Origin of the sequence: Pectobacterium versatile, assembly GCF_020166435.1 — a bacterium.
Taxonomy (GTDB): Bacteria; Pseudomonadota; Gammaproteobacteria; order Enterobacterales; family Enterobacteriaceae; genus Pectobacterium; species Pectobacterium versatile.
On the sequence record NZ_JAINZP010000032.1, the window covers coordinates 14,550 to 30,477 of the forward strand.

Sequence of the window (15,928 nt, forward strand, 5' to 3'; positions counted from 1 at the left end):
TTTTGTTGTTCATAATTAGTCATTAAGACCGGGGATCAGGGATGAAACCAGTAAAAACCACACAGCGCCTGCTGGCGTATACGCTGATCCACCTGATTGCGTTTCAGCCGCTGCTGCCGGCGATGGCTGCGGGCGTGCAGGTTGCGACGGGCAATACCGCGCTGGATCAGGCTGGCAACGGCGTCCCGGTCATTAATATTGCCACGCCAAACAGCGCGGGGATCTCTCACAACCAGTACCGCGACTTTAACGTCGACAAACCTGGCCTGATCCTAAATAACGGCACGGAACAGCTCAATCCGACCCAACTGGGTGGGCTGATCCAAAACAACCCCAATCTGAAAGGCAACGCCGCCGACGCCATTATCAACGAAGTGGTGTCCACTAACCGCAGTACGCTGGCGGGCTACCTTGAAGTGGGTGGCAAGCAGGCCAGCGTGATTGTTGCCAACCCGAATGGCATCACCTGCGACGGTTGTGGTTTTATCAACACTCCACAGGTGACGCTGACCACTGGAAAACCGCAGCTTGACGCGCGGGGAAATCTGCAACATATCGACGTGAAGCGTGGCGATATCACGCTGACCGGAAAGGGGCTGGATGCGAGCAAGAGCGACTACCTCAGCCTGATAGCCCGCACCGCGCAGATTGATGCTGGGCTGAATGCCAACGATACTCGGATTGTGCTCGGTGCCAATCAGGTTGACGCGACGGGCAAGGTGACGGCGCAGGCGGCAGACAGCGGCGTGACTGGCAGTAATGTAAAAGTCGCGCTGGATACGGGCGCGCTGGGTGGCATGTACACCAACCGCATCAAACTGGTGTCCAGTGATAAAGGCGTGGGCGTTAACGTAGGCAATCTGAGCGCGCGCAGCGGCGATATCACGCTGTCGGCGAACGGTAAACTCAGCCTCGGCGATACGGTGGCGCAGGGCGCTATTCAGGCCGACGCGGACGCACTGGTGCTACAGGGCAAGCAGCAGGCGGGAGATACCCTGACGCTGAAAGCCAGACAAAACATCACGTTGCAGGACGCGACGCTGCGTGCTGGACAAAACATCGAGCTGGCATCGGGTGGCGGACTGAAAGCACAAAACAGCGTCATCAGTGCGGGCGTCGATGCGCAGGGCAAGGTCAAGTCAGCGAATCAATTATCGATAAAAAGTGACGGCGTCATGCTTGCGGCTACCCAGCTTGCCGCGGGCAACATGACGGTCGATGCAGGGCAATCGCTGCAACAGGATGCGCAAAGCGGCCTCAAGGCGGAGTCGGTGCTTGAAATGCGCGGGGACACCGTGTCGCTGGCAGGCAGCGCGGGCGCTGAAGAGGTGTGGCTGGAGGCGACAACCCTTAACGGCACCGGCAGTGCGCAATTTCAGGCGAAGAACAAGGCCACCGTGCGCGTCACACAGCAGGGCGATTGGCAGGGGAACCTGACCTCCGGTAATGCGCTGGCCATTGACGGCGGACGTCTGGTGCAGCGCGGCACGCTGGCAGGGAAGAGTCTCATGCTGACGCTGGATGCGCTGGACAACCGCGGCGATATCGCCGCGCTGCAGGAGCTGACGTTCAGCGGCAACGCCTTGACGAACAGCGGCACGCTGGCGGCGGCAGAACGGTTGGCGGTTAACGCGCAGCGTCTGGACAACAGCGGATTACTCAGCGCTCGGAATGAAGTGAAACTTGAACTGCAAACAGTGCTGAACAATCAGGGCAACATTCTGACGGATAATCAGCTGTTTTTGCTGGCCGACCACCTCACCAACGGTGGCACATTGAACGCTGCGACGCTGACTGCGCAGGCCACCCAGTTCACCAATCAGGGCGACGTCACGGCAAACGCCCTCGACCTGACCAGCCAGACGACCGAAAACCACGGCACGCTCAACGCACAACAGATGCTGGCGCTGCACGGTGGCAGTCTGGTGAACCGTGGCACGCTCAGCGCGGGTGAAAAACTGGCGCTGACGCTGGGTGGCACGCTGGATAACCGCGGCCTGATGCAGTCCGGTCACGCCCTGCAGGTTACCGCCGACCGTCTCAGCAATGACGGTACGATTACGGCCCCCGCCTTACAGTTGCATACTGGCACGCTCACCAATCAGGGCACGCTGCAGGCCGACAACGCGCTGCAGCTTGATGCCACACGTTCACTGACGCAATCCGCTCGCGGCACGCTGCTGGCGGGCACCGACCTGACGGTGAACGCGGGGCAGGTGGAGACCGATGGCGCGATTCAGGCGCAGCAGTTCCTGTTGAATGCCGAGCGCTGGCTTAACGCGGGCAAGACCAGTATTACCGGCGACGGGCAGATTACCTCCGAGCAACTGGACAACCGCGGCAGCCTTTTGACGGCGGGCAACTGGACGATTCACAGCGATGTCGCCAGCAATGCTGGTACGTTGCAGGGCAATGTGCTGGCTATTCAGGCGACGACCCTCACCAGCAGCGGGCAGGCACAGGCGCTCGGCGCGGTGAACCTGACCGTCGCCGATACCTTTACCAATAGCGGCGACTGGCTCAGCGGGGAGGCGCTGCGCCTTCAGGCTGCGAAGGCCGAGAACCGGGGCTCGCTGCAGGCGTTAACCCTGACGGCAGACGGTGGGTCACTCAACAACAGCGGCACGATGAGCGGTATCAATAACCTGTCGCTCTTCTTAACTGGCAGTCTGGATAACGCCGGTACGCTGCAGGGCAAGCAACTTCGTGCGGAAGCGGCACGTCTTACCAATCAGGGCACGCTTCACGGCACCGATGCGCTGACGCTGGCGATAACCGGCAACCTGTCGAATCAGGGTGAGCTGCTGAGCGAGGGCGACAGCACCACATCGGCACACCGGTTTGATAATCAGGGTACCTTGCTGGCGAAAAATATCGCGCTGCAGGTGAATGAACTGGATAACGCGGGGAAAATCCTCGGCGTGTCCTCGCTGGCGCTGACGGCGACCCACGGGCTCACCAATCGGCAGGCGGGAAAACTGCTGTCTCAGGGCGTAGCGACGTTAACGGCGGCGGATGCCGTCAATGCCGGAGACTGGCAGGCGAAAACCCTGACGCTGGCGGCAGAGAGTCTGACCAATGACGGTCAGATCCAGGGGGATGAGTCCTTATCTCTGACGCTGCCCACCACTGACGGCAAGGGCACATTGGTTAACCGTGGCACCGTGACAACAGGCGGAGACGCCACGCTGTTCGCACGCCTGATGGATAACCAGGGCACGCTGTCCAGCCTGGGGCGCACTGAACTGACAGGCGCGTCGCTGATTAACGACGGCCGTCTGGTGGCGGCAACAGGGCTGTCGCTGCGTGGCGACTATCAGGGCCGCGGCCTGCTGAATACGGCGGGTACGCTGACGCTGCACGGCGACACGCTGGTGAATCACGGGCACTGGGAAAGCCGGGCGCTGTCTCTGCAAGGCCTGACGTTGACCAATCAGGGGACGGTGCTGGGCAATACGGTCGCGATGTCCGTGGAGCACCTGTTTAACCACGGCGACATCACCGGTGTCGATACGCTAACGCTGTCGCTCGGCGACAACCTTTACAATACCGGCGCGTTGCGCAGCGACAGCCTGTCTGTCGCTGCGGCGGACGTGAACAACCGTGGCGAGTTGCAGGGCATCAATAATCTGCAACTGGATGTGGCGGGGTTATTGGATAACGCAGGGATAATCAGCGGCAGTAACACGCTGGCGGTCACAGCCAATGACGTCAAACAGCATGAAAATGGCACGCTGGAGGGGAAAACCGTCACGCTGGACGCCGCCTCACTGATCAATCAGGGCAAGATGCTGGGCGTGGATGCGCTGACGCTCGCCATCGTGGGCACGGTCACGAACAGGGGTAATGTGCTGACGCAGGGCAACGGCATGGTTACCGCCCGGCAGGTGGACAATAGCGGTCTGGTGCAGGCCGGGTCCCTCTTGCTTGACGCGGATGAGGTCACCAACGCTGGGCAACTGCTGGGAATTGACGCGCTGTTCATAACCGCACAAAACGGGTTTAACAATCAACAAAACGGGAAACTGTTTACGCAGGGCGCGGCGGTGTTACAGGCCGCTCAGGCAGAGAACCACGGCGAGTGGCGGGCAGATAACCTGACGCTGCATGCGGCCAGTTTCACCAACGCGGGACGGGTTCAGGCCGAAGGCGATATCGACATCACGGTCGCGCCTGCGAGCGCTGCGCGCCAGCACGCACTCCTGCCGATGGCGCTATCACTGGCGGCAGATATTCAGCAACTCAACGCGTCATCCTCACGCCAGAGTGGCGGAGCAACAGACGGTGTTCTGGACAACCACGGCACACTGGTGTCTGGAGGCGACACGCAGCTGCGCGCGACGCAGATAACTAATCATGGCTCCCTCGCCAGTAACGGCGCGGCAACCCTTATCGGCGAGACGATGGAGAATGCCGGAACCGTGCTGGCCGTCACCTCGCTGTCACTGGCGGGCAATTATCAGGGCAGCGGGACGCTGCAGACGGACGGGGCGCTGGACTGGTCCGGCACCACGCTCACCAACCGCGGGCGCTGGCAGGCGAACGCTATCCAACTGCAAGGGCACGCGCTGGAGAATCAGGGCACGCTGCTGGGGCAGCGGACAGCGATTACGGCTGATACCCTGTTTAACGGCGGCGAGATTGCCGGCATTGATGAACTGCAACTCACCCTTGCTGACCGCCTGACCAATCAGGGCCAGCTTTATGGGGCGACGCTGGGGCTGTCGGCGACTGACCTGTTCAATCAGGGCGAGGTCTCCGGTGACGCGCTGCACCTGACGCTGCAGAAGACGGTGCGCAATAGCGGCCTGATGAGCGGCAGTCAGAGGGTGCAGCTTGAGGCGAGTCAGGTCGAACAATTAGGTTCGCTCGAAAGCCGCCAACTACATGTGCAGGCGAACGCGCTGGACAATCAGGGCACAATGCTGGGCGCGGATGCGCTGACGCTGGCGATCCATACCACGGCGCGTAACAGCGGAAAATGGCTGAGTCAGGGCGACAGCACGCTGACCGCCAACCGACTGGAAAACCGTGGACAATGGCAGGCGAAGACACTGACGCTGACGGCGGATGACGTCGAGAATGCCGGCCAACTGCTGGGACTGTCGGCGCTGACGCTGACGGCGAAAAATACGCTGAGCAATGCGCAAACCGGCAAACTGCTCACGCAGGGCATGGCGGTGCTGAACGCGACCGAGGTGAGCAACGAGGGAGAGTGGCAGGCGGACAGCCTGACGCTGGACGCACAGCAACTGACCAACGTCGGCCATATTCAGGGCGATACCTCGCTGAAGGCGACGCTGGCAAACGGCGAATTACACAATAAGGGCACGCTGTGGAGCAAGATCGGCACTATTGCTGCCCGTACGCTGACTAACGAAGGCACCCTCACCGGCGTTGACGGTCTTCAACTGACGCTGGATGACGCATTAACCAACCAGGGCACGCTGAACAGCTATCAACTGACTGCACAGGCCGACAGACTGGATAACAGTGGGAAAATCAACGGCCTCGACCGCCTTGAACTGACAACCGATAATAGCCTCACCAACCGTGGCACGCTGTACGGGGCGGCGGTGGAGCTGAACGCCAGCAGCCTGACCAACCACGGCACGCTCACCGGCGTCGACAGTCTGAATCTACATCTGAATGGGACGCTGAATAATACGCATAACATCAGCAGTAATGCGCTGACGCTCAAGGCCAATGACGTATTCAACAACGGCACCCTGACGGGCGTGAACGGGCTGACGCTGGCGCTTGGTAATCATCTTGATAATCAGGGGGCGCTGAACAGCCAGGCACTGGCCATTACCGCCAACGCCGTGACCAACGGCGGTCAACTGAACGGCACGCGCGACCTGCAGCTGACGCTGGACGGCACCCTGACCAACACCGGTGACCTCACCAGCCAGCGGACAGGTATCACCGCGGCGGACGTGCTGAACCACGGGCAGATACTGGGCTCGGACGATCTGCAGTTAGATGTACGCAACACACTGGACAACCGCGGTCTTATCAGCGGCAGCACCACGCTGGGCGTGGTGGCGAACCATATCAACCAGCAGGGTACGCTGGAAGCGCGGGCGCTGAAGGTGGACGCGCAGACGCTGGATAATCAGGGAAAAATGCTGGGCGTGGATGCACTGACGTTGGCAATTGCGGGAACGGCACGCAATCAGGGTAAATGGCTGAGTCAGGGCAGCAGCACGCTGACGGCAGATCAAGTTGAGAATCACGGGCAGTGGCAGGCGGGCGACATCACGCTGCAGGCCGCTGACCTGACCAACAGCGGGCAGATTTTTGGTATCAATGCGTTGTCATTGACCGCCGCCAACGGCCTGGCTAATCAGCAAAACGGGACACTCCTGTCGCAGGGTATTGCGGTATTGCGTGCGGAGACGGTGGCAAACGACGGCAACGCGCAGGCGGACCGCCTGACGTTTGATGCGCAGAAACTGACCAACCGCGGGCGCATTCAGGGTGACAACGGGTTAGCTATCGCGCTGGATCGTACCAACCCCGCCAGCTGGTTAACCAATCAGGGGACGCTGCTCTCCGGCGGCGACAGCTGGCTGAGCGCCAGCCTGCTCGACAATCAGGGCACCGTATCCGGCGTGGGTAAGCTGACGCTCGACAGTAGTGCGATAAACAACGCGGGCAACGTGATTGCCGACGGAGCGCTGACGCTTGATGGCGACTATCAGGGTACGGGCTTGCTGCATACCGCCGACACGCTGACGCTGCGCGGCAATCAGCTACGCAATAACGGACGCTGGGAAAGCCGGGCGCTGGCGCTGAACGGTGGTGCGTTCGACAACACCGGCACGGTTATCGGTGAGCGCGGTATCACACTGGAACTGCGCGATGGCCTGACGGTCGGCAGCACCGGTCAGTTGCTGACTAACGGTGAGTTATCAGCACGGGCGGGAGCGGTCACTAACGACGGATTTTGGCAGGGCAACACGCTGACGCTGACGGCGGATGACGTCGAGAATGCCGGACGGCTACTGGGACTGTCGGCGCTGACGCTGACGGCGAAAAATATGCTGAGCAATGCGCAGACCGGCAAACTGCTCACGCAGGGCGTGGCGGTGCTGAACGCGACCGAGGTGAGTAACGAGGGCGAATGGCAGGCGGACAGCCTGACGCTGGACGCACAGCAACTGACCAATGTCGGCCATATTCAGGGCGATACCTCGCTGAAGGCGACGCTGGTAAACGGCGAATTACACAATAAGGGCACGCTGTGGAGCAAGCTCGCCACGGTTGCTGCCCGTACGCTGACCAACGAAGGCACCCTCACCGGCGTTGACGGTCTTCAACTGACGCTGGATGACGCGTTAACCAATCAGGGCACGCTGAGCAGCTATCAACTGACTGTGCAGGCCGACAGACTGGACAACCGCGGGAAAATCAACGGCCTCGACCGTCTTGAACTGACAACCGGCAACAGCCTCACCAACCGCGGCACGCTGTACGGGGCGGCGGTGGAACTGAACGCCAACGACCTGACCAACCACGGCACGCTCACTGGTGTCGACAGCCTGTCTCTGGGGCTGAACGGGACACTGAATAATACGCGTGACATCGGCAGTAACGCGCTGACCCTCAAGGCCAGGGACGTCGTCAACCACGGCACTCTGACGGGCGTGAACGGGCTGACGCTGGATCTCGGCAATCATCTTGATAATCAGGGCGCGCTGAACAGCCAGGCGCTGACCATTGCCGCCCGCGATGTGACCAACGACGGTCAACTGAACGGCACACGCGACCTGCAACTGACGCTGGACGGCACCCTGACCAACACTGGCGATCTCACCAGCCAGCGCATCGATATCACCGCGGCGGACGTGCTCAACCACGGTCAGATGCGGGGCTCGGACGATCTGCAACTGAATGTGCGTAATAAACTGGATAACCGCGGGCTTATTAGCGGCAACACCATGTTAGGTATCGTTGCGAACCATATTGATCAACAGGGTACGCTGGAAGCCCGTAAGCTGACGGTGGACGCAAAAACGCTGGATAATCAGGGCAAGATGCTGGGCGTGGATGCGCTAACGCTGGCGATTGCGGGGACGGCACGCAATCAGGGCAAATGGCTGAGTCAGGGCACCAGCACGCTGACGGCGGATCAGGTTGACAATCACGGGCAGTGGCAGGCGGGCGATATCACGCTGCAGGCCAACGAGCTGACTAACCGTGGACAGATTTTTGGTCTCAACGCCCTGTCATTGACCGCCGCCAATGGCCTGACTAATCAGCAAAACGGGAAGCTCCTGTCGCAGGGGATGGCAGTATTGCGCGCGGCGAGCGTGACAAACGACGGTGACGTGCAGGCAGACCGCCTGACGTTTGATGCGCAGCAGTTGACCAACCGCGGGCGGATGCAGGGTGACCACGGGTTAGCCATCGCGCTGGATCGTACCCATCCATCCAGCCGGTTAATCAATCAGGGCACGCTGCTCTCCGGCGGCGACAGCTGGCTGAGCGCCAGCCAGCTCGACAATCAGGGCACCGTGTCCGGCGTGGGTAAGCTGACGCTCGACAGTGGTGCGATAAACAATGCGGGCAACGTGATTGCTGACGGGGCGCTGACGCTTGATGGCGACTATCAGGGGTCAGGCCTGCTGCATACTGCCGACACGTTGACGCTGCGCGGCAACCAGCTGCGCAATAGCGGACGCTGGGAAAGCCGGGCGCTGGCGCTGAACGGCGGTGCGTTCGACAACACCGGCACGGTTATTGGTGAGCGTGGCATCACGCTGGAACTGCGTGACGGCCTGACGGTCGGCGGCACCGGCCAACTACTGACTAACGGTGCCTTGCAGGCGCAGGCAGAAACGGTCACGAATGACGGATTCTGGCAGGGGAATACGCTGGCGCTGACGGCGAACAACCTGACAAACGGCGGATCGCTGCTCGGTCAGGACGGGCTGCGTCTTGAGTTACTGGGCACCTATCAGGGAAATGCACAGTCACGCCTGCTGAGCGACGGCGAGGCTGTTATCACGGCCGGCCGCCTGAACCAGAGCGGTGAGATAGCCGCGGACACGCTGAACCTGACCACCACCACGCTGGATAACAGTGGGCGTGTGCTGGGCAGCAACGGCCTGACAGTCACAAACCGGGATGAACTGATTAACCGCGCCGGAGCGGAACTGCTGACCAACGGCGCAGGCAGTCTCGACAGCGGCACGCTGCGCAATGCTGGTACGCTGCAGGCCAACGACCTGCAACTGCGCGCTAATGAAATCGACAATCAGGGCCGCATTCAGGGCACTGACGCGCTGCGTCTGCTCGATGTGTTGCGCTATGTCGGCGATAAAAGCAGCCAGTTGCTCAGCAAAGGCGCGGCCACGCTCCAGGCTAAACAGGCGGACAACGCCGGTTTATGGCATGCGGGGACGCTGACGCTGAACGGCGACACGTTCAGCAATAGCGGTACCGTCGCGGGGCTGAACAGGTTGTCGCTCAACGGCGACCAGTTACGTAATCAGGGTGAGCTGTTCTCACAAGGGGCGGTGACGTTGACCGGCAGGATGCTGGAGAACGGCGGCACGCTGACGGGCGTCGGCGGCTTTACGCTGAATCTCACTGACCGCGTTGATAATCTGGCAACGGGGCGGCTGCTGAGCGGCGGTACCGGGGAACTGACGACCGGCGTGCTGCGCAATCAGGGTCTGTGGCAGTCGGACGCGTTACACCTGACCGCCCGTGACCTGGAACAGCAGGGCAATCTGCTGGGCGTACAGCGCGGGACGCTGCAACTGAGCGGGACCTATCAGGGTGCGCAGGGCAGCCAACTGGTCAGCGGCGGCGACCTGAGCCTGACGGCGCATGATATTACCAACCGCGGTCAGGTGCAGGGCAGCACGCTGACGCTGGATGCGGATGCACTAACTAACCACGGCACCCTGCGCGGCGACCGTGCGCTTGACGCCACCGTCGCCGGCCAGTTCACCAATGCCCCGCAGGCACGTTTAAGCAGCGACGGCACGCTGAGCGTGCAGGCGGCCGCGTTGAATAATCAGGGTGAAATCAAAGCCGCGACCACCACGCTGACGGGGAGCACCATCACCAATGGCGGTACGGTACAGGGCACCGCCGCGCTGCAACTGGATGGAAAAGAGAAGATTGTCAACCAGCAGGCAGGGCAGATGTTATCCGACGGCACCACCACGCTCAACGCGGCGGCGGTAGATAACCACGGCTGGCTGCAGGGGCGCGGGCTGGCCGTCAACACCGCGCAGTTTACCCAGCAGGGCAGCCTGATGGCGCAAGATAAGCTGACGCTGAACATTCCGCAGTGGGTGAATAACGGACTGGTGCAGGCCGGTGAACTGGAGATTATCGCCGACGAGCTGGACAACCACGGCACGCTGCTGGGTCTGACACAGCTGGCGCTGCAGACGCAGCGTCTCGTCAATCGTCAGGGGGCGAAGCTTTACAGCGCGCAGGATCTGCGCCTGAAAACCCATGAACTGCAGCAGGACGGGCAACTGGTGGCGCTGGGCAATCTGACCGCCGAACTCACCGGGCCGCTGACCTTCACGCAAACCATGGCCGCCGGACAGCAACTGACACTGAACGTGGCGGGTGACCTCGATCAGCGCGGTACTCTACAGGGTAAATCTGTCCAGTTGACCAGTACTGGCACGCTGACCAATCAGGGCAACATTCTGGCAGGCGGCGGGGACTCACGGATCAGCGCAAAAGACATCGTACAACTGGAAGCGGGCAGCGTGCAGGCAGGCGGTAATCTGACGCTGATAAGCGACAATACGCTGAATAACAAAGGGCTGATTGGCACCACGGGCGACCTGCTGGTGCAGGCCGGCGGTTTGCTACACAACAGCAGCATGCTCTATGCGGGCGGCAATATGCGCCTGCTGTCGGATTCCCTGACCAACGTGTTCGGCACCATTCTGGCAGGCAACAGCCTGTGGGTGCAACGTGATGCACAGGGTAACGCCAGTACCTCGCTGCTCAACAGCAGCGGCACCATTGAAACCCAAGCCGGCGATATCACCATTAACACCGGCACGCTGACCAATCAGCGTGAAGGGTTGGTGGTGACGGAGACTAAAAGTCAAATATCTCCTAACAACCAAAGGATAACAGGAACAAAGTTATATATTAAACCGGATGAATTTAAACATGGAGAGGTAGGGTATTACATCGATTCTGAAGATGCACCTTATGATTACGAGGACCCGAACAGGCAAATATATACTTGGAGATGGGCGTTATATCCAAATGTCAGTAGCCGGAAATTCATTACATCGGAGAATAAGGTTGTTGTTACATCTGTTGGGCTAAACTCAAAAATGAAGTCGGCGGGAGATTTAAATATTTACTCAGATGTCTTTTATAATGAGGCGTCAGATGTATTTTCAAATAAAAATATAATAATTAAAGGTAGGGTTTTAAATAATGTATCATATTTCTCTGGTAGTTTAGTTGAATATGTCACATATAGATATGTTGGGCCGTCTCCCCGATGGTCGATTGATGAATGGAATAAAATGATGTCTGTCAGGGATGAGGATAGGCCATTCGAATATGTATATTTTCCCCGAACAGAAGATGACTTCGTAATTCTAACACTCGACGGCACTCCAACCACCGAAAAAACCGAAGGCGAAAGCTATAACGCGTTAATTCAGGCGGGCGGCACCATTACTGCCGACTTTAAGCAAGATATCAGCAATACCACGTTGCAGCCGGGCAGCGGTGGTTTTATGCCAGCTTCCACCAAACCGGTGCTGGATGCCATCACCACGCTATCACCGTTGCAGAAACAAACCACGCGCCAGATGGTCAGCCAGGATTCGTCATTTAACGCGGGTGCAGTCGACGTCACCAAAGCAGGGAACGGACCGGCGACGCTGGCGGGCAATGTCACAGGGGGGAATGCGACGGGCAAAGCGGTCACACTGACGCAGCAGGCGGGCACCGCGCTGCAAGCGGGCGCACAGGCTGACAACATCACGGCGACTATTGCGGCACCGACTACCACCGGGCCGCTGGCGCTCAACACTGGCGACGCCGTAGTGTTATCGCCTTCGACTTCCGGTCACGTCAGCAATCCCGATGCGGTCACACTGACGCAGCAGTCGGGCACCGCGCTGCAAGCGGGCGCACAGGCTGACAACATCAGCGCGGTAATTGCGGCTCCGAATACCACCGGGCCGCTGACGCTCAACACTGGCGACGCGGTGGTGCTACAGCCTTCAACCTCCGGTCACGTCAGCAACCCTGATGCCGTTGCACTCACATCGACAGGCCAACGGCCCGATGGCGGCAAGAGCCTGACGCCGGTTAACGTGGGCAATACTGTGACTGGCGTCACGATAGCGGGCACGGTGGGCACGCCTGCTGTGTTGACCACACCGGGCATGGCCGCGATTGACGCACCGAAGCCGACGGTCGGTGCAGACACTCTGCCGGGCGGAGCTGCGCCACAACCTCTCTCTGCCGCGGCGCTGCTGAGCGCTATCGGCAACGGGCTGCAAAACCTGAGCACCAACCCGCTTGCCGATTATCCGCTGCCGACGGGCAATAACGGGCTGCTGGTTGTCGACCCAAATGCGGACAGCCGTTACCTGATCCACACCAACCCGAAACTGGAACAGCTGGGACAGGTGGATAACGCGCTGTTCAGCGATCTGCAGACGCTACTGGGGCAGCAGCCGTCAACGGTGGTGCCTGTCGAGACGCGCTCGCAGTGGACGCAGGCTGATAGGGTGCTGGGGTCGTCCTATCTGCTGGATAAACTGAATCTGGATGCAGACCACGATTACCGCTTCCTCGGGGATGCGGAGTTTGATACCCGCTACATCAGTCAGGCGGTGCTGAAACAGAGCGGGCAGCGTCACCTGAATGGTACCGGCTCCGATCTGGAACAGATGCAGACGCTGCTGGATAACGCGGCCGCGGCGCAGAAAGGCATGAACCTGCAACTGGGCGTCAGCCTGACGCCGGATCAGGTCGCGAACCTCAGCCAGAGCCTGGTCTGGTGGGAAAATATCGAGGTCAACGGGCAAACCGTGCTGGCACCGAAGCTGTATCTGGCGCAGGCGGATAAAAGCCACCTGCAGGGCAGCGCGATTGTCGCGAACAAGGTTGAGCTGAACGCGGGCGGCAGCGTCACCAACAGCGGCACGCTCAAGGCCATTGAATTGCTGGCGATCGCCAGCGGCGACAAGATTGATAACCACGAAGGCGGCTTGATCAAATCAGACGGCGGCCTGAATCTGGTGGCGCTCAACACTATCACCAACAGCGGCAGCCGAATTGAAGGCAACACGCTGCAGCTCGCCAGCATCAACGGCGATATCATCAACCGAACCGAGAGCCACAACTTCCAGACCGCACAGCCGACGGCTTCGCGCAGCGGCACTGGCTCGCTGGTCTTCACTGAACTCGGCAAAACCGCCGAGATCGTCGCGGGCAACAGCCTGACGCTTAGCGCGGGTAAGGATATCCGCAACGTGGCGGCTACGCTCAACGCCGGACAGGACATGGCGCTGAACGCCAAAGGCAATGTCGCGATTGAGGCGCTGACGCTGACCAATAACCGTGTCGATATCGGCTGGGGCAGCAGCAATACCGCGTTGAATACGGCCGTGCAGGGCAGTACCGCCACGGCGGGCGGTGCGCTGAAAGCGGTCGCGGGGCAGGATATTCAGATTGACGCCAGCGCGCTTTCCGGTGGAACGGCGCTGACGCTGGCGGCGGGTAATGATATCCGTCTGACCGCACAGGACACGCTGAAAGAGACGCTGTATCAGGGCGGCAGTACCGCGCAGCGTCGCACGCAGGACGTGGCAAACAGCCAACTCCTGAGCGGGGGCGATCTGAATCTGGTGGCCGGACGGGATGTGCTGTCCGAAGCGGCCAGCCTGAATGCCAAAGGCAATGCGACACTGGCGGCCGGACGCGATCTCAACCTACTGTCTGAAACGGAAGAAACCTACAGCGGCAACTGGTGGAATCGTCACGCCGACTGGCAGCAAAACATCACCCAGCAGAGTACTGAGCTGACGGCTGGAAAAGGTCTGAACCTGCAGGCCGGTAGAGATATCAACCTGCAGGCGGCACAGGGCGTGGCGAGCGGCGCGGTAACGGCACAGGCGGGCAACAACATCAACCTGCTGTCGGCCACCGAAACGCAGCACACCTTCTTTGAAGAAACCCAGGTCAAGAAGAAGCGGTTTTCGAAGACGGTGACGCATACGCTGCAGGAAACGCTGCAAACCAATGAGAAAGGCAGTTTGCTGTCGGGTGACAGTGTCACAATGGCGGCCAATCAGGATATCAACCTGCAAGGCTCCTCAGTGGTCGGTGACAAACAGGTCACGCTGCTGGCGAATAATGACGTCAACACCGCTGCCAGCGTAGAGAACTACCAGAACTATGAAGAGCACAGCAAGAAAAAAAGCGGCCTGTTTAGCGGCGGCATTGGTTTTACCATCGGTTCAACCTCGACCAGCCAGAAACTGCGCGATCAGGCGGCGACACAAAGTCAGAGCATCAGCACCCTTGGCAGCACGACCGACTCGGTGACGGTGAAGGCTGGGAACGATGTCACGATCAGCGGCACCGATATGGTGGCCGGGAAAGACATCCTCCTGCAAGGTAACAACGTCACCATTGACCCAGGCTATGACACGCGCAAACAGCAGCAGGAGTTTGAGCAGAAAAGCGCGGGTCTGACCGTGGCGCTATCCGGCGTGGTGGGCTCGGCGCTCAACAGCGCGGTGCAGAGCATTCAGGCGGCAAAAAGTGAAAGCGATGGCCGGCTGGCGCTGCTGCAGGGCATGAAAGCCGGACTGGCCGGTTATCAGGCCTATCAGGGCAGCCAGTCCGAGCTGAACAACAAGGGGGAAGCGTCTTTTGTTGGCGTGAGTATTTCTCTCGGGGCGCAAAATTCACGTTCCAGCCAGACCAGCGAGCAGAAACAGAGTTTTGGTTCGACGCTAAATGCGGCGGGAGATATTGGCATCGAATCGCGCACGGGGGATATCACGGTCGCAGGCAGCCAGCTTAAGGCGGGCGGCGATGTCATGATGAGCGCGGCGCAGGATATTCACCTGCTCTCTGCCCGTAACAGCGAGGAGATCAGCGGTAAAAACAGCAGCAGCGGCGGAAATATCGGCGTCAGCCTGGGACTGAGTAACGGGAGCGCGGGACTTAGCATTTTTGCCAATGTTAATGCGGCGAAAGGGCGGGAAACTGGGACGGGCAACAGTTGGTCAGAAACCACGGTGGATGCAGGTAACCACGTCACGCTGAAAAGCGAGCGTGATACGCGACTGATTGGCGCGCAGGTGAACGGCGAGCGTATTGATGTCGATGCTGGACGCAATTTGCTGCTGCAAAGTCAGCAAGACAGCGAGCGGTATGATTCTAAACAGGTTAGTGGCTCAGCGGGCGGTAGTTTTACCTGGGGCGGCGGGGGCGGTAGCGGCTATATCAGCCTCAGTAAAGACAAGATGCACAGCAATTATGACAGCGTGCAACAGCAGACAGGGCTCTTTGCGGGTAAAGACGGATTTGGTATAAAAACCGGTGAGCATACCCAGCTTGACGCCGCGGTAATTGGCTCCACCGCCAGCGCTGAGAAAAACCGGCTGGAAACGGGCACGCTGGGCTGGAGCGGGTTAGATAATAAAGCCGAATTCAAGGTGGAGCACAGTGGTGCAGGTTTTAGCGCCAGTCCATCGATGAGCGGTAGCCTGCTCTCAACGCTGGCGATGAATGTGCCGTCGGCGCTGATGTCGCTGGGTAACAGCGGTAATGCTTCCAGCACTACCTATGCGGCGGTGAGCGATGGCACTTTGTTGTTGCGGGATACGGCGAAGCAGGTGCAGGATATCACCACGCTGAGCCGTGACGTTGAGCACGCGAATAACGCGCT

General features: G+C 59.9%; 1 protein-coding gene. It reads left to right on the top strand.

Features of this window, described 5'->3' with window-relative positions:
- Positions 1-41: 41 nt before the first annotated feature.
- A partial coding sequence (locus K7X24_RS20760; protein ID WP_318013156.1) for a hemagglutinin repeat-containing protein occupies positions 42-15,928 on the top strand: 15,887 nt, incomplete at its 3' end.